Origin of the sequence: Streptomyces sp. SP17BM10 (assembly GCF_036322405.1) — a bacterium.
GTDB lineage: Bacteria > Actinomycetota > Actinomycetes > Streptomycetales > Streptomycetaceae > Kitasatospora.
Map to the genome: position 1 here is coordinate 42395 of NZ_JAQYXB010000479.1, position 23915 is coordinate 66309.

Annotated in this window: 23 protein-coding genes and 1 pseudogene; 2 read left to right on the forward strand and 22 right to left on the reverse strand. The window is 70.2% G+C overall.

Features of this window, described 5'->3' with window-relative positions:
• Positions 1-18: 18 nt before the first annotated feature.
• Complete coding sequence (locus tag PUR71_RS07100; RefSeq protein WP_329925483.1) at positions 19-309, reverse strand: hypothetical protein; 291 nt, start codon at positions 307-309, stop codon at positions 19-21.
• Between the two features lie 531 nt (positions 310-840).
• Between PUR71_RS07100 and PUR71_RS07105 the strand changes: the two genes are divergently transcribed.
• On the forward strand, positions 841-2019 hold the full coding sequence (locus PUR71_RS07105; protein WP_329925484.1) for a hypothetical protein: 1179 nt from the start codon (positions 841-843) through the stop codon (positions 2017-2019).
• 548 nt (positions 2020-2567) lie between these two features.
• Here the strand turns inward: PUR71_RS07105 and PUR71_RS07110 are convergent.
• The 6 genes and pseudogenes from PUR71_RS07110 to PUR71_RS07135 form a co-directional block, all read right to left on the reverse strand.
• Positions 2568-3518, reverse strand: coding sequence for an ATP/GTP-binding protein (locus PUR71_RS07110; RefSeq protein WP_329925485.1), 951 nt, complete (start codon positions 3516-3518; stop codon positions 2568-2570).
• Complete coding sequence (locus tag PUR71_RS07115; protein ID WP_329925486.1) at positions 3512-4066, reverse strand: hypothetical protein; 555 nt, start codon at positions 4064-4066, stop codon at positions 3512-3514. Before PUR71_RS07115 ends, PUR71_RS07110 begins: the two co-directional genes overlap by 7 nt.
• 769 nt (positions 4067-4835) lie before the next feature.
• Complete coding sequence (locus PUR71_RS07120; protein ID WP_329925487.1) at positions 4836-5762, reverse strand: hypothetical protein; 927 nt, start codon at positions 5760-5762, stop codon at positions 4836-4838.
• A gap of 394 nt (positions 5763-6156) precedes the next feature.
• A complete protein-coding gene (locus PUR71_RS07125; RefSeq protein WP_329925488.1) occupies positions 6157-6306 on the reverse strand; it encodes a hypothetical protein in 150 nt (49 codons plus the stop codon).
• A 134-nt stretch (positions 6307-6440) separates the two neighbouring features.
• Positions 6441-6695, reverse strand: coding sequence for a hypothetical protein (locus PUR71_RS07130; RefSeq protein ID WP_329925489.1), 255 nt, complete (start codon positions 6693-6695; stop codon positions 6441-6443).
• A 382-nt stretch (positions 6696-7077) separates the two neighbouring features.
• Positions 7078-7249 (reverse strand): annotated as a pseudogene (locus PUR71_RS07135) (transposase); the annotation flags it as partial.
• Between the two features lie 108 nt (positions 7250-7357).
• On the opposite strand from PUR71_RS07135, the gene PUR71_RS07140 reads away from it, so the two are divergent.
• Positions 7358-8866 (forward strand): HEAT repeat domain-containing protein, encoded by a 1509-nt coding sequence (locus PUR71_RS07140; protein WP_329925490.1) that lies wholly within the window; start codon positions 7358-7360, stop codon positions 8864-8866.
• A 116-nt stretch (positions 8867-8982) separates the two neighbouring features.
• On the opposite strand, the gene PUR71_RS07145 is transcribed toward PUR71_RS07140, so the two are convergent.
• From PUR71_RS07145 to PUR71_RS07215, 15 genes are all read right to left on the reverse strand, one after another.
• Positions 8983-9597: an A24 family peptidase gene (locus PUR71_RS07145; RefSeq protein ID WP_329925491.1), complete on the reverse strand. Its 615-nt coding sequence runs from the start codon at positions 9595-9597 to the stop codon at positions 8983-8985.
• On the reverse strand, positions 9594-13112 hold the full coding sequence (locus PUR71_RS07150; RefSeq protein WP_329925492.1) for a LysM peptidoglycan-binding domain-containing protein: 3519 nt from the start codon (positions 13110-13112) through the stop codon (positions 9594-9596). The genes PUR71_RS07145 and PUR71_RS07150 overlap by 4 nt, the downstream gene beginning before the upstream one ends.
• Positions 13112-13588 carry a TadE/TadG family type IV pilus assembly protein gene (locus PUR71_RS07155; protein WP_329925493.1) on the reverse strand — a complete coding sequence of 159 codons (477 nt, stop codon included), beginning with the start codon at positions 13586-13588 and terminating at the stop codon, positions 13112-13114. The genes PUR71_RS07150 and PUR71_RS07155 overlap by 1 nt, the downstream gene beginning before the upstream one ends.
• Positions 13588-14022 carry a TadE family protein gene (locus tag PUR71_RS07160; protein WP_329925494.1) on the reverse strand — a complete coding sequence of 145 codons (435 nt, stop codon included), beginning with the start codon at positions 14020-14022 and terminating at the stop codon, positions 13588-13590. Before PUR71_RS07160 ends, PUR71_RS07155 begins: the two co-directional genes overlap by 1 nt.
• Positions 14019-14372, reverse strand: a complete 354-nt coding sequence (locus tag PUR71_RS07165; protein ID WP_329925495.1) for a TadE family protein — start codon at positions 14370-14372, stop codon at positions 14019-14021. Before PUR71_RS07165 ends, PUR71_RS07160 begins: the two co-directional genes overlap by 4 nt.
• A gap of 83 nt (positions 14373-14455) precedes the next feature.
• Entirely contained in the window at positions 14456-14710 is a 255-nt protein-coding gene (locus tag PUR71_RS07170) for a hypothetical protein (RefSeq protein ID WP_329925496.1), read from the reverse strand.
• Between the two features lie 42 nt (positions 14711-14752).
• Positions 14753-15637, reverse strand: a complete 885-nt coding sequence (locus tag PUR71_RS07175) for a hypothetical protein (RefSeq protein WP_329925497.1) — start codon at positions 15635-15637, stop codon at positions 14753-14755.
• A complete protein-coding gene (locus PUR71_RS07180) occupies positions 15634-16584 on the reverse strand; it encodes a type II secretion system F family protein (protein WP_329925498.1) in 951 nt (316 codons plus the stop codon). The genes PUR71_RS07175 and PUR71_RS07180 overlap by 4 nt, the downstream gene beginning before the upstream one ends.
• Positions 16581-18056 carry a CpaF family protein gene (locus PUR71_RS07185; protein WP_329925499.1) on the reverse strand — a complete coding sequence of 492 codons (1476 nt, stop codon included), beginning with the start codon at positions 18054-18056 and terminating at the stop codon, positions 16581-16583. Before PUR71_RS07185 ends, PUR71_RS07180 begins: the two co-directional genes overlap by 4 nt.
• Positions 18057-18228: 172 nt before the next feature.
• Entirely contained in the window at positions 18229-19065 is an 837-nt protein-coding gene (locus PUR71_RS07190; RefSeq protein WP_329925500.1) for a hypothetical protein, read from the reverse strand.
• Positions 19065-19775 carry an SAF domain-containing protein gene (locus tag PUR71_RS07195; RefSeq protein WP_329925501.1) on the reverse strand — a complete coding sequence of 237 codons (711 nt, stop codon included), beginning with the start codon at positions 19773-19775 and terminating at the stop codon, positions 19065-19067. The genes PUR71_RS07190 and PUR71_RS07195 overlap by 1 nt, the downstream gene beginning before the upstream one ends.
• Before the next feature lie 103 nt (positions 19776-19878).
• Positions 19879-20517, reverse strand: coding sequence for an ATP/GTP-binding protein (locus tag PUR71_RS07200; protein WP_329925502.1), 639 nt, complete (start codon positions 20515-20517; stop codon positions 19879-19881).
• A 317-nt stretch (positions 20518-20834) separates the two neighbouring features.
• Positions 20835-21473 (reverse strand): hypothetical protein, encoded by a 639-nt coding sequence (locus PUR71_RS07205; RefSeq protein ID WP_329925503.1) that lies wholly within the window; start codon positions 21471-21473, stop codon positions 20835-20837.
• An 898-nt stretch (positions 21474-22371) separates the two neighbouring features.
• Positions 22372-23049 carry a transposase family protein gene (locus PUR71_RS07210; protein WP_329925504.1) on the reverse strand — a complete coding sequence of 226 codons (678 nt, stop codon included), beginning with the start codon at positions 23047-23049 and terminating at the stop codon, positions 22372-22374.
• Between the two features lie 269 nt (positions 23050-23318).
• On the reverse strand, positions 23319-23882 hold the full coding sequence (locus PUR71_RS07215; RefSeq protein WP_329925505.1) for a GNAT family N-acetyltransferase: 564 nt from the start codon (positions 23880-23882) through the stop codon (positions 23319-23321).
• Positions 23883-23915: the final 33 nt, after the last annotated feature.

The window sequence follows — 23915 nt, forward strand, 5'->3', positions numbered from 1 at the left end:
CGCGGAAGCGTGGGGCGGCTACATCTCCCGATGTTCCGTTCCCGGCTCCTTGGGAAGCCAGATTTCCTGCCCGTACACCAGCTCCTGAGCCTGCGCCCGCAACGACGCCCGGGCCAGGGCGCGCTGTTCCAGCGGCAGCTTCAGCAGCAGATCGTCCGTCAGCTCCCCGATCTGCTCCATCACCCGCAGCCCCAGGCCGTAGAAGTATTCCTCCTGCTGCTGCGGACTTCCGAGCTGCGCCAGCGCCTGGGGCCGGTATGTGCTCCAGTACTCCTTGGCCAGCCTGCCATGTCGGTTCAGTTGCGGCATCGGTGGTCTCTCCCGTAGATGCGCTGTCGGGATCCTGGTCGCTGGCAGGGTACGGCGCGTTCTTGGCCTTCAGCGTTTGCGCCATTGCGCCATCCCCCATGACGTCCGTTGATCTTGAGATCGTGCCACAGGATTCCGAAGGTTAGCCCGTTGTTTCCAGGGGTGCGATGGCGAGCGTACTGCCGCTTTTCCACGGAAGGTCGGGCGGCCACCTCGTCTGCCCCGAGCCCGCACACCGTCTGTCCGCCTGCCGTGGGACCTGGACGGTCCGACAGGCAGGGATCAGCCGCCACACGGGCGCCGGCTCACGTGTGCAGAAATTTCCGCGGCAAATCCGAGCGGCCATCAGCCGGTGCGGCAAGCGACCGAGTGGCCCCGCACCTCCGGCCAGCGGGACGAACAGAGGTTATGCACTGCGTTCCTGATCACTACCGGGCGTCGTCTGGTACCGTCCGGCTCGTTGTCGCTTCGAGGGGTGGGAGACATATGCGTTGGCGTACACGGAACCACGGCGGGGCTGCAGTCGCGGCCGTGATCGCCCTGGCGGTCACCGGTTGTAGCAGTACGGATGGCGCCAAGGGCTCCCAGGACAACGGCGGCTCCTCCGGCACTCCCTCGAGTTCCGCGAGCGCCCAGGCCAAGCCCATCGGCGCACCTGGGACCGTCACTGTGTCGTGGTGCGACCTGAAGGGCGGCAACAGCGGCGCCCCGACCGCTCAGCAGCTGACGCTCGCCTCGTACTCCATGACCGACGGGCAGGAGGTTGCCCGCACGGTGTCCTTGCTCCCACAGGGCGCGGACACCGGGATCCTCTGCGATTCCACTCCCACTGGCCACACCAGCGTCCCGAGCGCCGTCCGACAGGCCTTCAACAAGGACTTCACGCTGGTCGCCGGTGTGATGCCGCCTGTGCGGTCCGGGGCAAGCAGCCAGGACGGTCCCGCCGTCGCCTTCACGCTCAAGCCCCAGAGCACGCCGGTCGGGGCCCCGTCGGCCGATCCCTTCACGATCGGCGCCAAGGACCGCACGCCGGCCTTCCAGAGTGGCACGTCGACGCTGTGGTACGAGACGCATGACCGGCATGTGATGAGCCGTGACCTAGGTCAGCCGGGCGCCGCCGCCACCGACCACGGGATGTCGCACGACTGGGGCTTCGTGCTCGCCGGTGACCAGCCTTGGTCCCGGATGCCCCTCGGCGACAAGTTCAAGGACGTCACCGTCAATCCGTCCGGTACGGCCGCAGCCGCCGCAGCAGACGACTACAACAGCGCGATCTGGCTCAAGGACTCCACGGTGCCCGGGAGCGGCGACGAGTACGCCGAGCCGCTCCGCTTCGGTCCGGCCCCCTTCGGTTCGGCCAACAAGGCACTTCCGGGGGGCGATAACGTCCCCCAGTGCACCCCGAAGTTCTGGATCGACGACCACAGCCTCTTCTGCGCAGGCAAAGGCTTCTCACGCGTGGTGTTCTCGGACGCCCTCGACTCCGTGCAAAAGGTCGAGCAGCTCCTGCCGGACAACGACCGCGACAACAGCTCCGTCGCCCCCTCGCCCGACCTGAAGTCCGTGGTCTTCCTGTCTCGGCAGGGCAAGGACGTCGCCGAGCTGTACCGCCTGGACCTCTCCCCCGGCTCAACCCCCAAAAAGATCAGCTCCATCGCGCCCCACGGCCCCAGTGTGAATTCCGAACTCCGCCTGGTCGCCTGGCAGTAGTCCTCCTGAGACATACGCCCCCATCTAAGGGCCTGGCTCACCGCAGTGAGCCAGGCCCTCACATTTTCCGCGGAAAATCGGCCCAGCAACCACCACGCGCGCCAGCAACTCCGGACGATGAGCGGGCCATTGTGGCGGGGCGGCCCGTCCCGCAGGCGTACGAGGGGGCGCAGCAGCGCGTCGGTCCCGCGCGGATGAGGTGACTGCCATTACCGCCGAGATGCAGCGGCGAGCTGGGCTGAGCAGCAGTCAGCGGGCGGAAGAAGCGGTGACCCGCAGGGGTGTGAGCGTGCAGGGAATCGATATGTCGCTGCTTGCTCCGCGTGTGTCACGAACGGGCATCCGGGTTCCGGCGCCGGGTCGCAGGCCGCAGGGGATGCAGCAGGAGGGGCAGCAGCGGCGGCCTGGTCAGGGCCTGGCCGGGACGCGGGCATGGGCAGGTAGTCCGGGGCGGGGACGGCTGCGCAGCCGTCGAGCGTGGGCCCTCATGCCGAGGTGCCGCCCGTTCGGGCGGCACCTCGTGGTTGTGCCGGTTGCTGCGAGGAAGGTCAGTTGAGGACCTGGACCTCACCGACGGTGAGTTCGGTGTTCGAGGTCTTCTTGATGGGGGCGAGGTCGCCTTGCTGGCCGCCGCCTTCCCAGTGGACGGCCCAGGTCGTGGTGGCGCTGACCTGGAACTTTCCGTCGGGTTTGCCGGCGCTGGTCGTTGTGTAGCGGTAGCCGCAGTCGGGGGAGGCGCTGTTTCCCTTGTCCGGTGTGTACGGGGTGCCGGGAACGGTGCAGGTGTGGGAGCCGCCGTCGCCCATCGACCAGTCGATCTGTGTCACCTTCGCCGTGACGGTGACCGACAGCCCGCCGGCGGCCTTCGTCTCCGGCCAGGGGCCCCAGCTCGTCTTCGACGGCGTGGCCCACAGCCACACAGGCATGCCGACCACGCCCTTGCCGCCCTTGTCGGGTGCGGTGCCGATGTTCGGTACGTCGAAGTTCATCATGGCGACGATCGTCTGGGCCAGGGCGGCCGGTGTGACACCGCCGCCGTAGCCAGGCGGGGGTGTCTGCAGCCAGAGGAATCCGCCCTTGGGCCCCTGGGCGAGTCCTCCGCCGGGGGCTGCGATCAGGCATGACCGGGCGTACACGGCGCCGTCGCCGGGCTGGTGGCCCTGCCAGAGCGGGTCTCCGGCGGGCGGCTGCGGGTCGAACGCCTTGTAGTAGCAGCCATCTTCGGAGTTGAACCAGCCCCAGGCGTCCGAGCAGGGGACGGTCACTCCGCTGAAGACGCACTGCTGGGGGCCGCCGCTTCCTCCCGAGCCCCCTCCGGAACCGCCGCCGCTGGAGCCGTTTCCTCCCGAGCCGCCTCCGCCGGGATCGGTGACGGTGATGCAGACGTCCGCCGTCCACACGCACGTTCCGCCGTCGGCTGTGGCGGGGGAGGCCGGCAGCACGGCTGCCGCCGCTGCCACACCGGCTGCGGCGGCCAGTGACGCTTTCCGTCTCAGCATGTCCGGCTCCGATCCGGTGTGTAATCGCTGATCCGCCACGCACCGCCGGCGACCTGAACGGCCCCGACGTTGACGAGCAGGCGGCCGGGCGCGCCGGTGGCGGCGGCGTTCGCGCCGGTCGAGGAGAAGACCGCCGTCCAGTTCGAGACGTCGATGCAGTCGGTCAGGGTGGCTTTCTGCGGCGAGGCGGTCGTGTCGATGGCCGTGACCTGGGGGTGCGTGACCTCGGTGCCCTTGTAGACGATCTTCGCCTGCTGAGCCCTGGTGATGTCGCGGGCCAGGCTGTCGTAGGCATCGCCCGTCGCCACCTGAAGCAGCTTTTCCGGGGTTGCCTGGCCCGTGGTCATCGCAGCGATCTTGGCGTCTGTGTAGGCCTGGTAGATGGCGAGGACATCCGCCGTCGCCTTGGCCGTGGGATCGGCGCCCGGCGTGGCCGGGGCCGAACTCGCGGACGGCTGGACCGGCGCAGTGGTGGCCGCCTTGTCGGCCTTGTCGGCGGTGCTCGAGCAGGCACTCATCGCCAGCACCATGCCGGTGCCCACTACCACGGCGGGCCAGCGTCGCAGAGCGCTGGGCCCGCGGTGGAGCACCGCTGTCTGGTCCCGGTTGTTCCGGTCGTGCAACCTTGCCCCCGTGTGCTCGTCATGTGGTGACTCGATGGCCCATCAAGTAACTCGTGGGCCCGGCAATTCTCGTCGACCGTTTCCCAGGACGCTAGCCCCTTCCCGGCATGCGCGAAGGGCCGCGAAGCCGTCCGTTCCGCAGGACCCGGGGGGCCTCGGCTGCCCGCCGGGCGCGGGGCTTAGGCCGGGATGGTCCCGGCGGGGCGGGGGCCGTGAGGTCGGGTGAGGGGATGAGGTGCAGCAGTGTTCGCGCGATCCGGTACCGGGGGCGGTCGAACTCGCGGAGGAGGCCGGTGGTGTGGAGGCGGAGGGCCGCGGCTTCGCATTCCGCCGGCCGGAAAGCGTCCTGCGACCGCCGGGATCGGCGTTATCGGCCAGGTCGAGGGCCGCGAGGCGGAGGCCCCCGTCGCGACCGGGCCCCCGTCATCCCACGTGATGCCGGTGTCGCCGGCCGCACAGCCTTCGGCGCCCCGTCAGCCTCCGTCGGGCGGGGGACCGACTCGGCGCCATTCCCACACACAGCACCACGGGCAGTCGATCGCTGCAGAGCGCTGGGTCCCTTGCTGAGCACTGTCGTCTGGTTCCGGGTGATCCCGTTTGTGAAAGGTTGCCCCGGTGCGCTCGTCAAGCGGTGACTCGATGGCCCATCAGGTCCTCTATGGGCACCGTTTTTCATCGGCGTCCTCCGATGCCGCTACTCCCTTTCCAGCATTCGCGAGGAACGACGCGGAGTGCCGATGCGGGTGGCGGAAGTCTTCGGGTACCCGTCAGCCGTGCGGAACCGTTCAGGGCGGTCCAGGCGGGGCGCGGGTGTGAGATCGGGGGAGGGAACGAGGTGCAGAAGCCCCTCGGCGATCCCGTAGTCGGGGTGCTCGAGCGCGTCGAGGTAGCCGGCATCGTGGAGTCCTGGCACCGCCGCCTCGCATTCCTGGGGCAGGCCGGCGACCGTACCGCGACCGCCAGGGTCGGCGTGAGCAGCCAGGTAGAGGGCTGCAAGGCGCAGGTCAGACCTGGCCTTTTTGAGGGGCTTAGCCGCCACAACACGTGAGGTCCAGCCGGACACTCGAGTACGGGTCTGCTTGCCGAACTGCAACGGGCCTTCGGGTCCGAGGCCGGGGGCGGTGATCGAGATGGCCTGCGACGCATCGCCATTCAGCAGGTCTCCGTCGGGCAGCCAGCCGAGCGTGCCGAGATCGGCGAGGGCCTGGGCCGGATCGTCCAGGCGCAGGGCGCGCAGGTCCTGCCCGATGAAGTTGGCCCGGCCCTCACGAGCCGCCCTAATCGCGACAGTGGTCGCTAGCAGCCGGGCGTCGAGACTTGTGAGTGGCAACGTGGCGATATAGGCAAGAAGCTGGCGTGCCGCCTGCCCTTGGTGGAACGTCAGCAGGCGGTTTTGGCCTGCGGCCTTGGGCGGGTTCGGCTCGGTGTTGGTCGCGCAGCTTGGCGCCTGCGGGCTGGTCGGGGGCTGAGGAGGAAGGAAGCTGGCTGCGGTATTCCTGTGCGTCGCTTGATTCGGCGCGTCGATGTGATCCGCTCGCCCACTCAGAGTCCGCCTCGCCTGCGCGCCGACGACCTTCGCCCGGGGAATCTGCTCCGCACAGGTCCGGCAGACCTCGCTCAACCGCCAAGCAACCCCACTTGGATCGGAGGACAGAACCCGCACCCCGCTGCCGGCACAGAGCGCCTGCGATGGTCCGGGGTGCCATGAGTGGCCTTCAGTACGACACCGGCAGCGCAGCTGCTCGGGAACGGCCCCAGCGGCCTGGTGATGGTCACCGAGGTGAGCCAGCAGCGCGGCACGCGCCTGCCTGAGGTCAGCAAACGGGCCGAGCCGCGCACACCTCGCACTGAAGCACTGGACAATCCACGAGCCAGAGCGGGCATGTCCGTATGGGGTGATTGTCGCCCCCCACAGCCGCCCGCCTTCCGGCGCCATGTCCGTTTCTACCCTCACCATGAGATCTCCCTCATCCGGGTGCTGGTACCGAATCCGGTGGTGCCTGTCGCGTCCGCCCCTAACCGTCCTTCGTCCAGGCTCGGATCGTGTTCGGGGCCACGGCCGTGAGCTCCGTGATCCGCCGGATCGGGAGCTCCATCTCACGGGCGGCCCGGATCAGTGGGCGCAGTTCAGCGTCGAGCTCTTCCAGCTGGGCCAGGAGCTTCATCCGGCGCCGCCCCGGGTCCCGGAGGGTCTGTTCCGCGTCGGCCCTCAGTTGAGCTGGTGTCTTTTGCGTCATGCAATTCAGATTGACACAAAGCGCACACTTTACGCAACTCGCGACACCATAGCGATCTGGTGCTAGTCGCCCGCGGGCGGCTCCAACAGGCTGACGCCGTCCTCCGGAGAGCCCTCCAGGCCTCGGCCGGCGGCCTGGTTGTTCTCGTAGAAGGTGACGATCCCAGCCAGCCAGGGCATCTCCAGGCGGAGTCGGTCGGCCACGGATGGCGTCAGCGGTTCGCCATTGGCCAACAGCTGCCCGCTGGTGCCCACCGCGACGGAGAGCACCTGTCCGTCCGGGGCGACGTGGTACTTCGTCTCCGCCCCGTCGTCCATAAGCCCCGCGGCGACTGCCTGATCCCACGCTGCCAGAATGCGTCTCATCGCTGCTTCCGGAAATGGCGGCATGCCAGTTGCCCGCCTGCGCTTGTCCCGGCGGGCCTGCTTGGCCCGCTTCGCGTCCCGTCCGACGGCCGTGCCTCCTTGTTTGCCTTGTGGCTCCCTGCCGCCAGCGATTCAAGCACACACATGGGGTTCACGAGGGCGAAACAGGCGACACTCTGACGGCCAGCCGGTGCTGTCCCCCATCGTTTGGCAGCCATGTCCGTCGTAGGCGGGCCGTTGGTGCTCACAGACGGGATCTCGACCTGACCACTTTCGGGCGTCCCCGTACGGATGCCCTTGTTGACGTCTGCCACCAGCGCGTAGGGCGTGTCCACTGGCTCTTGATCCGTCGATGGCTGGCGCGTCGGCTCCTGCCGGACTCTCGCGTCACGGGGGCGCTTCCGGCGTAGGCCTTCAGATCGCGGGCAGTGTCGAACCGGGTGCGGTCGTCGCCTATCGGCGAGTATCCGGGCACCGGTGAGCACCGTCAGGCCCGGGAAGCTCGTGGCGTCGTATATGGGAAGCGGCCAGTCGGTCGGCTCCGGCAGGATGGCGCGGTGAACTTCTTCGTCCGTCGTCAGCAGCCTGTTCCGCCCTTGCCGTCGTCTGCCGGTTTGGATGTTCTGGAGCGTGTCCGGCTGGCGGTTGCGGGGGCGCGGGTTCGGGACGGAGGTGCGCTCGAGGAGCTGATCGCCGCGCTGCTGGAGGTCGGTCGGACCGGGAGTCCCGGAGACTCGTTCGAGGCGCTGCGCGCGCTGACGGAGCGCCCGGCGCTGCTGCTGCACCTGGATGCCTTCATACGACGGGAGTGGTGGCATCCGACGCGCCCCACCCCCGGGCTCGCCGAAGCAGACCCGGTCGTGCTCGCCGTCGCGGCCTCGCATGCCGACGGTCGTATCCGTGAGCGGGCGGTGCGGCGGATGCTGGACCAGCCGCACCCCGGGACTATGCCGTTCCTCGTGCTGCGCACCAGCGACTGGGTCCGGCAGGTACGGGACACGGCGTGCGCGGGCCTGGCCGTGCTGCTCCACGCCAACCCCCTGCTGGCCACTCCGGCGACCGTGCGCACGGCCTTGCTGATCAACCGGCGCCGGCGCGGCGCCTTCGCCCACGCCCAGCTGCTCGTGCCGTTGCTGACCAGGTCGACCACGGCCCTGGCTGGAACGCTCCTCACGGCCCCCGAGGCGCCGGTGCGCCGCTTCGCCCTGGACGCCGTCGCCCACCGCCTCGGGCTCCGCGACCTCGCGGCCCTCGCCGAGCGCGACCCCGACCGCCAGGTCAGGGCCCGGGCCGCCGAGGCCGCAGCCCGGCAGGCGGTGTGGACCGACCAGGCCGAGTTGCTGCGCCGGCTGGCCCGCAGCCGTCACGCCGAGGTGCGCATCACCGCCCTCACCGGGCTGATGCGCACCGGCTCACCGCAGACCGTGGTGCCGTACCTCGATGACCCGTCCGCGCTGATCCGGGCCCTGGCGCGGGAGGCGGCACGCCGCACCGGCACGGACCCGCTGGCGCACTACCGCGCGGCCGTGCAGGCTGCCGAGCCGCAGGTCGGGGCGATCGGAGGGCTCGCCGAGACCGGTGGCCGGGCCTATGTCCCCCTGCTCACCGCGCTCCTGGACAACCCGGCCCCCCAGGTCCGCGCCCACGTCCTGCGGGCCCTGCGGAGCCTCGACGTGGTGCCCGTGCCCCGGGTCACGGCGCTGCTGCGGGACGACTCCGCCGCGGTGGTCAAGGAGGCCGCTGCGGCCCTCCTCCCCAGTGCCACCCACCTGCCCGCCGACCTGCTCTGGGACATGCTCACCGACCCTCAGCGGCCGGCTGTCCGGCGCGCTGGCTACCGGCTGCTGAGTCGGCGCGACCGCTTCACCGCACTGCGCGCCGCCGTCCTCGCGAGCGGCGACACCCACCCCAGGCTCGCCGCCCGGGGCCGGACCGACGCCACCACACGGATCCGCGAACTCACCCCGCACCCCTGGATCACCCGCCCGGTTCCGGCCCTCGGCGCCGACCCCGCACAGGCCGCCGAACTGCTCACCCTGGCGGAGGAACACCGCACCGTCCTCACCGAGGGCACGGTCCACCTGCTGCGTGACGTACTTCGCCGGGTGCCTGGCAGCCGGTAGCCGAGACGGGCGGCGCACCAGCCAGCCGACTCTCTGCGCTTCGCCAGAACCGATTGGACGCGCTTTGTACGTGTTCGGCGTGTGATCTCCGCCGGATTCAGCTCGGGCGTTTACTCCTAGCGGCCGAACAGCAGCAGCGCCAGGACAGCCCCGCCGTACAGGGACGGGCCGAAGGGGAGCCGGCTGCGGCCGCGCGCCCGGCGGGCGAGGATCTGGACGCTACCGGCAAGTGCAGTGAGGACGAACGCGAGGAACGTGCCGGCAATGACCGCGTACCAGCCGGTCCAGCCGAGCAGTGCGCCAATAGGGCCGGCGGCTTTCACATCGCCCAGACCCGGGCCGTCCGGCAGTAATGCGGCGGCGAAGTAGAAGACGAGCGCTGCCACGGCGGCGAGGAGCGCTCGTAGCGCCGCACCGGGCTCCTGCACTGACGGATAAGCCAGCAGCAGTGCGAATAGCGGATAAGCGGGCAGGGTGAGAGCGTCCGGCAGCCGGTGCAGCGCGAGGTCGACCGCGCTCAGGGCGCAGCCGAGAGCGACGAACACCAGGTAGGCCGGCAGGAGCGGCGAGGCGCCGAAGCGCCAGGCGAGTGCCGCCCCTGCGGCCACCGCCGCGGCGCCGACCGCGGCGGCGTGCCTACGCAGGACCGCCATGCTGTCGCTGTCGAGCCGTCTGCCGACGCCCCTGGTCGGGGCCGGGGCATCGGCAGGGGCGTCAGCGGGTGCGGTCATGAAGGCCACCCGGCCAGGCGCGGGTCCGCGGTCAGCAGGCTGTGCAGCAGCTCGGAGGTGGCGGGTTCCATCTGGGCGCCGAGCTGCTCGAGGACGGCTTCGAGCCGGTCCGCGTACCGCTCGACGCTCTCGCGGTCGCCCGCGAGGTGGGCGGCTCGCATGGCCAGGCGGTACAGCGACTCGGCTGCGGCCTCGACCCGGATCCCGGTGTCGGCCGCCTCGAGGGCTCCGCGGTGGTCACGTACCTCCAGGCAGTGCTCGGCCACCTGAGCGGCCGTATCGACGACGGCGGCAATGATCTGCTGCCGGTAGCCCTCCGCCCAGATGTAACGACGCAGGGGAACATCGGCGAAAGGCCGGCCGGCGACGAGGGCGAGCGCTTGCTGCCGGGCACGGTGGGTGCCTTGGCTGGTGAGCTGGAGGAACCGGTCCCAGTCGGAAGCGACGTGTGGGCCAAACCGCAGGCCCGCGCCAGTGTCCTGGGGCAGGTGCGGGGTGTCGTCGTCGGCGCTGCCGAGCCAGCGCCGCAGCGCGGAAACGAGCCCGGCCGACGAGACGGAGTTCGGGTCGGAGGGGTTGAGGTCGACGGTGAGCTGCTGCATCGCTTGGCCGGGGTGCAGCGCGATCCACGCGGCGACCTCGGTCAGGCGCATGCTGGCGGCCGGCTGAATGGAGCTGGTATCGACGCCCGTCAGGTGAACCGGGCCGAGGACGTTGACCACAGGTCCGGTCGGGTCGGGGAGGCCGACGGACTCTTCGGCCTCGTGGACCGCTTCGTCAGCCGTCTCGCTCACCACCTCGTCCACGGTGGCAGGCGGCACCGGTCCAAGGTCCAGCACCGTCGCAGGCGGCACCGGTCCAAGGTCCAGCACCGTCGCAGGCGGCACCGGTCCAAGGTTCACGACGGTGGTCGGCAGCACCGGTCCCAGGTCCAGCACCGTGGCGGGCGGCACCACCGCGGTCTCGTCCGCTGCCGGCGCCTCGCTCGGCTCACTCGTGAGGCCGAAGAGTTCCATCAGCGCGTCGAAGTCCTCGTCCGTGATGCGCTGGGGCACCATGTGCCCGAGGGTGAAACCGCCGATGGTAAGCGGGCCACCGCCAAGTCCGGGCAGTCGCACCACCTGCGGCAGCACGTCGCGGCTGGCCGGGGCGATCAAGGCGCCGCACACGGGGTTGGAGTACAGCTGGCCGGCGTCGGCAACGTCGCCGGTCGTGAGCGGCACTGCGCTGACAGCGATGCGCGGGGTCCACGAATCCGGGGTGGCCGAGGTGGTCCGGGCGTGCCGGACGCTCGGGATGCCGGCGTCAGTGAGGGCCTGGCGGATGACCTGGTTCCAGGACGTCAGATCCGTGAGCGCCTCGGTCAGGGTGCCCACCGGCTGTAGGCGGCCGTAGCCGCTGTCGAGCTGGGCGAGGCCATCGTCGAGACCGGCCAGCAGGACGCCGAGGTCGTCCCGCCAGGGCGCCGAGGCGAGTTCGACGGCGAGCGCGCGGACGATCGGCCGCGCGTCGTTCACGTCGAGCAGGAGGACCCCGAGCGTCTCCAGGTCCACCAGGACGAGGTCATTGCCGTCACGTCCGAGCGTCGCCAGCGCCGGATAGGGGGCGACGATGTATCGGGCGCTCTCCGCGTCGAGCAGGTCCGCACCCACGGCGGGGCACCTCCAGCGTGTCGGGTCCGCAGTCGGGGCGAACGGCGCGACAGGCTGCTCGGCTCCTTCCAGTAGCACCAGGTCGAGCGAGGTCGGGCTGAGCAGCACCGCGGCCACCTTGGGCAGCGGGCGGCCCTGCTCGGCGAGCCTGGCTGCCAGCGTGCGCAGCGCCCGGTCGACGAGATCCGCTCCGACGGGGTCCTCAGTGGCCCGCAGGCGCCGTTCCAGATCCGCGAGCCGGTGGGAGGCCGCCGCGACCGGGTCGACCTGCGCGGGCTGCATGGGGGCAGCCGGGGCCGCTTGCGGCATGCGGATCTGCTCGCCCCGGCGGCGGCCGCGCTGCTGGAGCATGCGCTTCAGACCCAGCGCGGACACGATGCCTGCTGCGGCCAGGCCGCCCCAGGTGGCGATGGCGGCGATGTCGACGGAGGAGCTGCTCTGCACCAGCTCTGCCGAGCTTGCCTCGGGGGCGTCCGCCTTCTGCGACTCGGTGGCTGGCCCGGCCGGCTGAGGGGCCTCAGCGATGGCGCTGGCGGAGGGCGCGGCCGAGGTGGTCGCGGACGGGGAGGCTGCCTGCGTGGGAGCTGTCGCGGATGCCGACGGCTGCGCGGGGCTCTGCGCCGGGGCCGGTGTACTGGTGGGCGTCTGCGCCGGCGAGGCGACCGGGTTGGTTGACGGTGCGGTGCTTGGTGCGGCCGAGGGCGCCGTGGTCGGCACGGTACTCGGTGTAGCCGCCGGTGCGGTGCTTGGCGCCGGGGTCGGCACGGTCGACGGCACGGACGGAGCCGGTTGCTGTGCGGCCGGCGTTTGCTCCGCTGGCGCCGGGGTCTCGGGTGCCGGGCTCTGGGGCGGCTGCGCGGCAGGCGGCTGCGTGGCGGGGGCCGGGGTGGAAGGTGTCGCCGCGGCGGGGGGAGCCGCCTTGGACGGCTGCGGGATGGTGATGGTCCACCCCGGGAAGATCTCGTCGGGGTTGGTCATCTGCCGCCCGTCCGCCATGGTGTGCCCGACGTTGGCCTCGGCGAGTTCGGGGTAGCGGTCGCCATCGCCCAGTTCCCTCTCGGCGATGGACGACAGAGTGTCTCCGGCATGGACGGTCACGGTGGCCGGTGCATCCGCGGGACGTGTGTCCGAAGTCCCGGCCGGCGCACCCGTCGCGTCCCCGGGCAGGTAGAGCTGCCAGCCGGGCTGGATGTCGCCCGAAGCGTGGAACACTGCCCCGCCGGGCATTGTCCGGCCCTCGTTGAGGGCGGCGATCTCGTGCCAGCGCGCACCGTCGCCGAGCTGGTGCTCCGCGATGCTCCACAGGCTGTCGGCCGGGCTGGTGTCCTTGACGGTGTAGACCCGGTGGTCCGACGAGGCCTGGACCGCCGTGCTCTGGACCTGGATCTGGCCCTGCTGTCCGGCGACGGCGGACGCGCTTGCCGCCACCCGGGCCTGCGGAACCGGCATCGTGGGCGCGGCGGTGGCGGCGAACGCGCCTCCCGCCGTGGGCAGCAGGATCAGGATCCCGCCGACCAGGCCGGCCGCGGCCCGCTGGCTGAGTGCGAAGCCGCGGATCTTCGGCGCCTTGCGCCCGCGCAACTGCGCCGGGATCTCCAGCAGGACGGACAGAGCGAACTGCACCCAGCCGATCCATCCGACGGCGGCGAGGACCAGCAGGGCCAGCCCGCCGGTGTCCTGCTTGGTGAGCAGGTCGCCCGGCGAGCCGAGACTGTCCAGGCCCAGCGGCAGCAGGGCCCGGGTCGCCACGTAGAGGCCGATCGGCAGGGCGACCAGCAGAGCCAGCAGCGCGATCAGCGAGACCAGCATGCGCAGGAGGTCGGCGAGTACGCTGCGGCGCCGGACGGCGGGACGTCGGGACATCAGGGGGCCTCCGGTCCGTTCACTCCGTAGACGAGGGTTGCGGTCGCCTCGCCGTGGACGTCGAGTTCGCCGATACCCATCAGCGAGAAGAACTTGGTGCGGTAAGCGGGACCGTCGACTTTGACGTAGAGCTTCCGGCCGCCGTCCTCGACGGAGGCGGTGCCGGTGGCCCCGTTCGCGGCGAGGTAGGCCGTCGCGGCCGCCACGGCCTTGCCGGGGTCGACGACGATTGCCTTGCCCGGGATGGCCTGGCCGGCATCGAGCTGCTGGCCGCCCGTACGGGCGGCTTCCTGGGCGATGCGGTTGGCGCGCTCGGTGGCGCGGATCTTGCCGCCGCCGTCGATGGTCAGCCCGATGATCAGCAGGAGCGCGGGCACCAGGATCGCGCACCACAGGGCGATGCTCCCGGTGTCGCGGCGGTCCCCGAATCGTTCGGTGACGCGCCTGCGGGCGGTCCGCGTCGTGCGGTCGGTCATCAGCGCTCCACGAACCGGTCGATGGCAGAGGTGAATGTGCTGCGAAGGGTGTGGCTGCCGGGCGCGCCGGGGAAAGCGAGGTCGCTCAGCGCGACATTGCAGACCACGGTGGCGGTGACGGTGCCGCCCGTTCCCGTGGGGCCCATGTTCACGGCAACGCTGACGCTCGGGGTGCCCTGGCAGTGCAGGCCTTGCTGGGCCAGGGTGTTCCGGGCCGCCGACGCGGCGGCGGCGGCGGCCGCGTCCGGGTTGCGGGCGATGGAGGCATCACGCGCGGCGTCCTCGGCGGCCGAGTCGATGCCCTGGCCCGCGAGGGCGATCCGTCCGGCCATGAACGCCATGGCGATGAACAGCATGAGGACCGGGACGAGGATGGCCGCCTCGATGGAGGCGCTGCCCTCGTCCCGGCGACGAGTGAGCTTACGGAGCGTCAATGGCCAGTCCAGTGCTCTCGGGGCGCGGATGCGCTCTGGTCAATGGACGGACCCGACAGGAACGGCAGCAGGCTCGGCGCGCGCCCGGTCACCCGGACGGTGATCCGGTCCGCGGTCGAGGAGACGCTCGCGCCCGCCTGTAGCAGCGAGCTGCCCGCGGTCCGGTCAAGGACCTCCCTCGCCCGCGTGACGCCCTTGTCCGGCGAGTCCTGGTGACCGCGTCCAGCCGTTACGCCCGAACGGGCCGCGGACAGGGCGATCTCCCGGGCGTAGTACCACAGGCCAACCTGGACAACCATCATGGTGAGGACGATGACCAGCGGGAAGACGATGGCCATCTCGATGGACACGTCACCGCGGTCGTCGGCGAGGAAGGGCCGCCGCCAATGGCGACGGCCCGGTTCCTCTGACGTGCAGACGCCTTGATGCTCGGTCACTTCTTGTCGGAGTTCGTCAGCTGGTCCTTGTACTTGGAGGCAAGGATCCCGATCACGCCAGCGATCCCGATGGCACAGGCGATGACGGCCACCCAAACGATGACCGTGGTGATGCTGATGTCACCGCGCTCGGCGTTGTCCTCACGCAGCGCCTTGATCCGGGTGGACAGGACGTCGATCACTGCCAGCAGCGGCAGGTTCTCGGGGTCTGCGGCTACTGCCTCGCGCACCTTGATGCCGAACTTGTTCATGGGTTTCCTCCCGTTGATGTGTGCTGCTCGTCCCATGACGGGTCAGCCGTTCATGATGCGGATGATGGACGGGAACGCGATGAGTGCCATGACCAGAACGGCCATAACGGCGCCCGGTGCGGTCATTGCCTCGGAGGCCGCGTTCGCCTCCTCGGTCTGGCCCGCCATCAGCTCCGTGCGCAAGCTCTTCGCCCGGCTGCGGAGCGTGGTGTAGACGGCGGCGCCGTCGTTCGCGGACAGGCGCATGATGTCGGCGACGTCGGCGAGGACCGGCAGGTCGAGATCGGCAGCGAGCTGGCGCAGGCTCTCCCAGGGGGCGATCTTGTCGACCCGGGCCCGGGCGAATGCCTGTTGCAGGCGGACGAAGGCCCAGCTCTCGGCGACCGCGGCGGCCTTCTCCAGCGCTTCGGCGGGACCGGCGTCACCGGCCCGCTCCAGCGCCACCAGTTCCAGATAGGCGGCGATGGCGTGGGCGAACTCCTGGCGGGCCCGTTTGGCCTGGTCGCGCAGGGCGAGGTCCGGCGCGAACCACAGGAGCGCGGCAAGTGCCAGCGACACCACAACCGGCACGGCTATCGGCATGGTCAGCCCAACAATGGCCCACATGGCGCACAGCATGGACGGGATCAGCAGGCCCATGAAGGCGAGCGCCGCCTTGGTCAGCAGGAAGCGGCCCGGGCTCTGGCCGACCAGGGCCAGGTTCGTCCGGGGGATGCTCACTCCGGGAACCTGCTGGAGGTGTGTCTCCAGCCAGGCGCCGACGCGCTCGTCCTGGGTCAGCTCGGTCGTGTCGACGACGCGCGGGTTGTTGACGGCGTCCAGTGTGGCGGCCAGGTGCGGCTGGGGCCGCACCATAGCTCGGACGAATAGGGCCACTCCGCCGCCGGCCAGTGCGCCGCCGATCACGGCTATCGGATTGATCATCATCGGGCGGACACCTCCTGAACTGGACCTGGCTGCCCGGCGGTCGGAGCCGCGGCTTGCTGAAACTTGACGCTGGAACGCGGGTCCGCGATCAGGAAGCGCGGGGTGGGCTTGTAGGAGGCCAGCGAACGCATCCAGCTCAGCACGCCGACGAAACCGAGCAGCAAGACCGCCAGAACAACCTGCCCCAGGAACGTCCCGTACGGCTGCACATAGTCGGTGGCGAAGCTGCCGAGGACGACGATGCCGACGGTCATCCACGTCAGCCACTTCACAGTGGTGCGGGGTTTGGCTCGCTCGGCCTCGACGTCGCGGCGCTGACGCACCTCTTCGCGGATGGTGTCTGCGAGGTCGTTGAGGGCCTGCGCGAGACCGGGGCCGCGGTCGCTCACCTTGAGGATGAGCGCCGAGATGACCTTGTCGGCCGTCGCGTCGCCGAGGGTGTTGGCAAACGCCCGCAGGGCATCGGCCGGGCGCCACCCGGACAGCAGACGTGCCGCCAGTTCGCCCACCGGCTCCTGCAGCACCACGGGAGCGGTCTTGCGGCTGGAGATGATCGCCTGTTCCAGGCCCATGCCCAGCATCAGCACGTCGGACAGCCGCCGGGTCCACTCGGCGAGCGCGTCCAGTTTCTCGATCTGGGCCTTGTTGTTGCTCGTGGACGCGAGCAGCCAGGGCAGGCCCGCCACCACGAGCACCAGGATCAGGCCGAGGATGAACCAGCCGGTGACGACCCACAGCAGCACACCGCCCACCGCCGAGGCGAGCAGCCGGGCGCGAGCTCGGGCGCGGGCGCGTTCGTCGCGCTCGCCGGACGTCAGGGCGGCACGGAAGCGCGAGGCCGGGCCGGGCATGGGTGGGGCCGTGGTGCCGACGATGCCGACGACGGCGCCCACCAGGCCACCGACGAGGAGCATGCCGGCGACCAGGCCGAACAGAAGACGCGTCACGGCATCCTCACCATCAGGTCGAGCGGCCGGGTCCAGGTGCCAGCTGGGTTGTCCAGCAGGACGGCGGGGAAACCGACGCGCATCAGGTCTCCGAGGCAGCTGGGGTGCATCAGGGGCACCGCGCGCTCCTCGCCGATTTCTGGGCGCGGGCCGAAGACCGTGTTGGTGGACGGGCGGCCGTTCTCGCCCATGCCCGTCACCTCCAGCACGTGGCTGACGAAGCGGTGGCGCCGCCCGCCGATGCCGGTCTCGTCGATCATCTTCACGAACACCACGAAGTCCAGGCCGTTGGCGCACTGGCGGTAGGCCAGGTTCTCGGTCATGCCGTGCCCGTACTCGAGGAACAGCTCGGCGATGCGGTCGAAGGTCATGTGCGGCTCGCGGGCGTGCAGGGTGCACAGCGACCCGCCCTCGCCGTTGGTCATGACGCGCAGCATCGGCACGACCTCGGCGCCGCGGACCTCGCCGACGACCATGCGGCGCAGGCTCATGCGCAGCGCCGGGTAGATCAGGTCGCCGACCGTGATCTCGCCGGCCGCGCGGCCGTTGACGCGTTCGCCGTTGCCTTCGCGGGCCTCCATCGGGACGATCTGGCGTTCCTGCCCGTCGTCCTCGTGGAGAAAGAGCTCGAACTCGGTCTCCAGCGTACCGATCCGCTCCTCCGGGGGGATCTCGCGGGCCATCGCCCGCAGCAAACTGGTCTTGCCGACACCCTGGGTGCCGACCACCATGACGTTCTTCTTCGCGCGGATCAGGGCGGCCAGGAACGCGGCGAGGGTGGTGTCGATCGACCCGAGTCCGACCATGCCGTTCAGGTCCATGTCTCGTACCCGGTGACGGCGGATCGTCACGTAGGTGCGCGGGGTGACTTCGCTGATCACCTGCATGCGGGAGCCGTCCTCCAGGCGCAGGGCCAGGAAGGGGTTGGCGGTGGAGAGTGTGCGCTCGCCCGAGCCGCTGCGACGCGCGAGGTCGCGCAGGAGTTCCCGCAGGTCCTCCTCGCTTTCCGCCACCGGCGGCACCTTGACGCGCCGGGAGTCGCCATAGTCGATGTAGACCCGGTCGTACCCGTTCACGAGGATGTTCTCCACGCGGTCGTCGTCCAGGTACTGCTGGAGGCGGCCGGCGCGGAACAGCAGGTCGTAGATGGCGCCGGACATCCGCCGGGCGGTCTCCGGCGGCACGGGCAGCCCGCTGTCGACCGCGGCGGCGGTCGCCCACACGGCCACGGCCTCGTTGATCAGCGCGCGGCCGCGCTGCATCTGAGTCGCCTGGTCCATCGACGGGTCGCGCTCCAGCTCCCGGGAGAGCCGGTCGGCGACCTGCCGCTTGAGCTGGGCCGCGACAGCGTGGTCGACGGCGTCGACCGGAGCGGCACGGCGCGCCTGGGGGGCGGACTGTGCGGGACGCCGGGCGGCACCCGGTGCGGTGACAGTTGGTGCCGTCGCGGTCGGCGTGGGTGAGCTGGGCAATGACGGGGCGGCAGCAGGGGCGCGGGTGACCAGTGTCGGCGTCGCCGTGGCAGTCGCCGCCGGAGCGGCTGTCACGGGCCCGTAGCGCAGCCCTGAAGGCAGCGCGGACGGACCAGCCGCCGCTGCGCTCTCCTGCGGCACCGGCTGCACGCTCGGATCAGGGTGGAGAGGCTTACCGCTGAGCATTCGGCTGTCCTCCCCGAGCATCTGAACGGGGAACGGGGGCCAGCCGCGCACGACGCTGGGTGACCAGGCCGCTGACCCGCTCGGCCCCTGTACGTGCCGCGCGCATCAGGTCCGAGCGCTTGAACCCGCGCCCGCCCTCCTCGCCGTCCGACAGCACGGCTGCCGCCTTCGGCGAATGCGGCAGCGTCATGACCACCGGCACACCCAGCTCGCGCGACACCTCGTCGGCGCCATAGGGTCCCGCCTCGACCAGTACGGCACCCAGGCCGTCCGACCCCGGTGAGTGGGCCTCCAGGTCCTCGCGCAGCGCGCGCACCCGCACTTGCGCGGACTGCACGCCGCGTAGGGTGCCGCGCACCACCACCAACTGCACGTCCGCCTTGCGCACCAGCGGCGATGCCAGGCCGAACGCCCCGGAACGTCCGAGGTCCACGATCACGTCGTGACTGGGCAGAACGTTCTCGATCGACGTGAACAAATCCGCCAGCCGCTCCCATGTGTACGCCAGACCGGCCGCCTGCGCCGGGTCGGTGATCCCCGGCAGAAGCAGCCGGTCTGTACCGCGGTCCGACAGGTCGACCAGCTGACGCCAGAACGCCTCGCCCAGCTGCCCCTGCCGGTCGGCCACCGCGAGGTTGCGCAGCCCGTACGACCCGGGGGTCCGCCCGGACAGCGCCCCCAGCACCACAGAACCGCCGTCCGGGTCGCACTCCGCGAGGATCGCCCGCCGCCCCGGCTCCAGCGGCCACGAAAGCAGCAGCGCCAGCGCGGTGGTCGTGGCGCCCGGGGAACCCGTGCAGCCGGAGACCGTGACGACCGCCATCAGCCCTGGCCCTTTGCCGCGACGATGACCGCGATGCGCCCCGTCGCCGCACGGGCGGCCAGCGCAGGCCCGTCGGTGCCGGCCACCGCGAGGTCCACCGTGCGGTTCCCGGTGGTCTCCGAGTCGCCAACCCGCACCACCTTGGCCTTCATTGTGAACGGCGGCGCGGCGTTCGCGGCGTTCGCCGCAGCCGCCGCGGCAGAGTCCTCACCCGGGGTGGACACCACCAAGACCGCCGTGCCTGGGGTCAGCGGCGTCGACGGCAGCTGCCCCGGCTTGAGCAGCACACCCACGAGCTGCTGCCCGGCGGCGATCAGCGGCGCGTCGGTCAGATCCTCCTTGGTCACCAGGGCGCCGGCGTGCAGGTTGTTCGCCGCCCGCTTGCCGACCACCGCATCGCGGTTGACCGCGAGAATCGGCTTGATCGCGGCGGGGTCCAGCGTGATCGACGCCTCGGTCAGGTCCGCGTCGGTGATCACCGCGCCCTCGGCCACCGGCTTCGCCAGCGCGACGACCGCTTTGTGCTGCCCGGTCGTCAGTACGGCGAAGGCGCCAAGGAGACCACCAGCGGCGATCAAGGCCACCGACAGGCCAATCAGCGCCGGACGACGGCGCCGGGCCGTCAGCGCGCGCGGCGGAGCCGCCGGAGCGACAACGGAAGGACCGGCCGGCGCGCCTGCGCCATCAGGCCGGGTGACGGTGCTGCTCAAGAGCTACATCCCCCGAGGAGTAACGAGTAAGAGAATCCGAGCCTGGGCCGACGAACGGCCTACGACCCGAGGAGCTGAGCGGACCTCTCAGAGAGGACCTGAACTAGTTGAGGACCTGGACCTCGCCCACGGTCAGCGCCGTGTTCGCGGTCTTCTTGATCGCCGGCAGATCGCCTTGCTGGCCACCGCCTTCCCAGTGGACAGCCCACGTCGTCGTAGCACTGACCTGGAACTTGCCGTCGGGCTTGCCCGCGCTGGTCGTGGTGTAGCGGTAGCCACAGTCCGGCGACTGCGCGGCCCCCCTGTCCGGCGTGTACGGGGTACCAGGCACCGTGCAGGTACGCGAGCCGCCGTCGCCCATCGCCCAGTCGATCTGCGTCACCTTCGCCGTGAGCGTGACCGACAGACCGCCGGCAGACTTCGATTCGACCCACGGACCCCAGCTCTTCTGGGACGACTTCGCCCAGAGCCAAACCGGCATCCCGATCACGCCCTTCGCGTCCTTCTCCGGCGCGGTGCCGATGTCGGGAACGTCGAACTTCATCGTGGCGAAGATCTCCTGCGCAAGCTGCGCTGGAGTCGGGCCGCCGCCGAAGCCAGGAGGCGGGTTCTGCAGCCATACCGGACCGTTGGGCGCCGAGTCACCTTCGTAACCGAACGGGCAGGTACGGCCGTAGATGGCCCCGTCACCGGGCTGGTGGCCCACCCACACCCAGTTGGTGGGATCCGGCTGTGGATTCATCAGATTGTAGTAACACCCGTCCTGGGCGTTGAACCAGCCCCAGTCAGGCGAGTTACACGGGACGGTCTGCCCCTGCCAGGTACAGGTGGCAGGGCCTCCACCACTGCCGCCTCCCCCAGAGCCCCCGCCACTGCCCCCACCGTTCCCGCCTCCCGAACTGCCCCCAGGGGGGGCGCCCGGGTCTGCGACCCAGACGCACGCCACACCTGCAGGCGCCATCCCTGGAGGGCATTGCCCGCCATCAGCGACTGCGGGGGCCGAAATCAAGGCAGCAGCAGACACACCCAGGGTCATGCTGCCCGCCGCGAGCCGACGCCTCAGCATGTCCGCCCTCGGTCCGGCGAGTACTGACTGATCCGCCATGAGTGATCAGGCATCTGCTCCGCCGAAACAGCTACAGGAACGCGAGTAGGTGCGCCGGATGGCATAGCGCTGTTGCCAGTCGCGGAAAAGACTGCAGTCCAGCCGGAGCTGTCAACACAGTCCGTCAAGGTGGCCTTCCCCGCAGCTCCCGACAGATCCACCGCCGTCATCTCCGGGTGGTTGACAGGCGTGCCCTTAAAGATGATCCCAGCCTGCTGGAGCTTGAAGAGTTCGGCTCCCAGCTGCTGGTAGGCAGCCCCGGAGGCCACCGCGCTCTGCTTGTTGATGTCTGCGTGGCCCGTGGTCATCGCCGTCACCTGATAGTCGGTGAACGCCTTGTACGCGGCCAGGACATCGGTGGTCGCCTTCGCTGTCGGATCCGCCGTCGGGGACGGGGCTGCGGACGTCGTAGTCGCGGCGGTCGGGCTGGCCGACGAGGGCGTTGCAGCCGCGACGGGCTTGTCGGACCCGCTGCTGCACGCGGTAGCGGTCGCCGCCAACGCCAGGACACCCGCGAGGGCGAAGGCCTGCACGGTAGTGCGATGCGATCGCTTGATCATTTCTGTCCTGATTTGGTAGATCCTGCCGCGCACCACGTCCCCCTTGCGCCTTCCGCATGCCCAGTTGATTGATCATTAGATCATCACAGTGCCCTGTGATTCTGACGCGCTCCCCCTGGTGAACGCCAGTCCCTTTAGCCAGGCGAGAGGCCAGGCACCTGCGATTTGTCGACAAGACCACGAGTTGTCCAGGCCATCAGGCGGGAGTCGTGTTGCTCTTGTGTTGACCTCCAGTCGTCAAAACGCGGGCACGAGATCCAGACACTGCCCCATGTGCCCATGAAGTGACGATTATTCAAAAGTATTTACAGCTGGCCTCATGGGCCTCGTCATCCCCAGGACGCACTAGGGCGGTCCTCTGGGGCAACTCCGAAAGATCTTGACGCAAGCGTGGTCACCCCGGTTCCCATCCGGGGCGAAAAGGACTCCCATCCACACGGCAGGCTTCGCAGTGCAGCGCCCGCCGACGCCCCGGTCGGCGGGTCCGAGATCACGGCACCGATACCGGCAGACCCTCGAGGGCTTCCTGGGCGCAGAACGCCGCCTGTCACGGTCACGGAAGGGATGTCGCTGGCCGCACAGACTGAAGAGCTGGATTCCGAGCTGTCGGCCCCTGTACGGCGGCAGCACTTGGGAAAGCCGGCAGGGTCTGTCGCAGCTTCGAGTGCGACAGACCGTCAGTGTATGGGTGGGTCGGCTCAGGACCGGGGCGGCGCAGGCTCATCGCCCGATTGGTCCGCCGGGCTCCTCAGGAAGTCCTCGACCTTAGGCACGGCCGTGTCCCCAAGGGGGCATCCGGCAGACGGCGGTTCGGCTCGAGGTGGATCAGCAGGCCGTCGCGCGGACGAGGTCGAGTTCCGTGCTCGGCCTGCTGCGGGTCGGGCGCTTGGCGCTGCGGTCGGAGACCAGGGCGCCGATTGCGGCGATGACCTCAGGCAGGTCGTCGCGCTCGCCGGTCCAGCGTTGCAGCGACCGCCACTGCTTGATCTCTGCGTTGGCGTGCCCGACCATGATCCGCCGTTGGGATTGGCGGCGGCGCGCGGTCGTAGAAGTTGCGCTCGGACGACCCGGCGTCCGCCGATGGTTTCTTCGGCGGGGCGCTGACCTGGCCGGGGAAGTCGCGGGCCAGGCCGGCATAGCCGGCATCGACTTCGGCCTTCACCGTCGGGTGCAGCCGCAGCTGCTCCTCGATGCCCTCGGTGCGTACTGCGGTGGCAGCGGGCATCCGGCCCGGGCGGATCGCCCCGAGCCACAGCTCCCGCCCCTGCTCGTCGCTGATCATCGTGGCCTTCTCGGTGTTCTGCCTCTTCTTGCCCGACACGAACGCCTTACGGCCCAGCCGCCCCGCCTTCGGGCGGCGTACCTGCACCTCGGTACCGTCGATCCGCAGCGTGATCCCCTCGGCCTGGGCATAGGCGAACACGTCCGCGAGGGTCCTGAGCCTGATCCCAGGCCGATCCGGCACCGCGAAGCCGCGAGCGGCCCGCAGCGGGCGCACCTCTCCGACCGCCCGGTCGATCATGGAGGGCGAGACTCCGAACAGCGCCGCGAGCACCCTGTGCGACAGCGCCCAGCGCAGCACCACCAAGGTCACCAGCACCCGGTCCACGAAGACAAACTGGTGATCCGGCCCAGCCCCGGCCGCCCGCAGTCGACCATGGCCACGCCGTTTGGCAAGCTCAGAGTCTCGGGCGGCGGTCCACGGCCCGGCCAACTTGGTGATCAGCGCACCCAGGTGTTCCTTCGAGATCCCGCACAGAGCAGAATCAGAAACGGGCCGCGCGGGCCCAGCTTGACTTCACACGCCAGATGACCCCGCGCGGCTCTTCGCCCTCCGGCACCAGGGCCGCTGCCGGAGCCTGGCCACCGATACCCCGATCATTCAGGCCCGAGCCGGTGCGCCCATTCCTGGTCGAGGATGCTGAAGACGTCGGAGTCACGCCAGCCGTCCCGGATCCGCGCGGTGTGCCGGTGCCGGCCCTCGTGGGTCATGCCGAGCTTGCCCAGCACCCGGGCCGATGCGACGTTGCGAGGATCGCAGGTCGCATAGATCCGGTGCAGTCCTATCAGCCCGAACCCTCTGCCGAGAAGTTCCCCACCGATGGCTGTGCCCACGCCTCGACCCCACACCCGAGGATGGACGAGATAGGAGATCTCGCCCTGACGGTGGGCCAGGCTGCGAACCTTCAACTCGCCGATACCGACGGGTTCACCGTCGAGGCAGGCCGCGTAGACGAATCGCGTCCGCGGGGACTGCAACCGGGCATCCACCGCGCGTTGGACGAAGTTCCGCGTCTGTTCCTCGGTGTTCGGCCCCCACGCCTGGTAGCGGCAAGCCTCCGGCCGGCTGGCGAAGGCATGTACAGCGTGACAGTCACCGACAACAAGCTCGCGCATAGTCACCGAGGCTTTCATCACGAGCCGATCCTGCCAGGCCAGCATCGCCACATACCAGCGCGCAAAACGCGGGGCTCC

Coding starts and splice junctions, on each gene's coding strand:
- PUR71_RS07155 (WP_329925493.1), bottom strand. CDS start 13,588: ATGACCGACCGCACGACGCGGACCGCCCGCAGGCGCGTCACCGAACGA.
- PUR71_RS07200 (WP_329925502.1), bottom strand. CDS start 20,517: ATGAATCCACAGCCGGATCCCACCAACTGGGTGTGGGTGGGCCACCAG.
- PUR71_RS07150 (WP_329925492.1), bottom strand. CDS start 13,112: ATGTCCCGACGTCCCGCCGTCCGGCGCCGCAGCGTACTCGCCGACCTC.
- PUR71_RS07145 (WP_329925491.1), bottom strand. CDS start 9,597: ATGACCGCACCCGCTGACGCCCCTGCCGATGCCCCGGCCCCGACCAGG.
- PUR71_RS07215 (WP_329925505.1), bottom strand. CDS start 23,882: ATGCTGGCCTGGCAGGATCGGCTCGTGATGAAAGCCTCGGTGACTATG.
- PUR71_RS07175 (WP_329925497.1), bottom strand. CDS start 15,637: ATGATGATCAATCCGATAGCCGTGATCGGCGGCGCACTGGCCGGCGGC.
- PUR71_RS07170 (WP_329925496.1), bottom strand. CDS start 14,710: ATGAACAAGTTCGGCATCAAGGTGCGCGAGGCAGTAGCCGCAGACCCC.
- PUR71_RS07100 (WP_329925483.1), bottom strand. CDS start 309: ATGCCGCAACTGAACCGACATGGCAGGCTGGCCAAGGAGTACTGGAGC.
- PUR71_RS07190 (WP_329925500.1), bottom strand. CDS start 19,065: ATGGCGGTCGTCACGGTCTCCGGCTGCACGGGTTCCCCGGGCGCCACG.
- PUR71_RS07130 (WP_329925489.1), bottom strand. CDS start 6,695: ATGGACGACGGGGCGGAGACGAAGTACCACGTCGCCCCGGACGGACAG.
- PUR71_RS07125 (WP_329925488.1), bottom strand. CDS start 6,306: ATGAAGCTCCTGGCCCAGCTGGAAGAGCTCGACGCTGAACTGCGCCCA.
- PUR71_RS07110 (WP_329925485.1), bottom strand. CDS start 3,518: ATGCTGAGACGGAAAGCGTCACTGGCCGCCGCAGCCGGTGTGGCAGCG.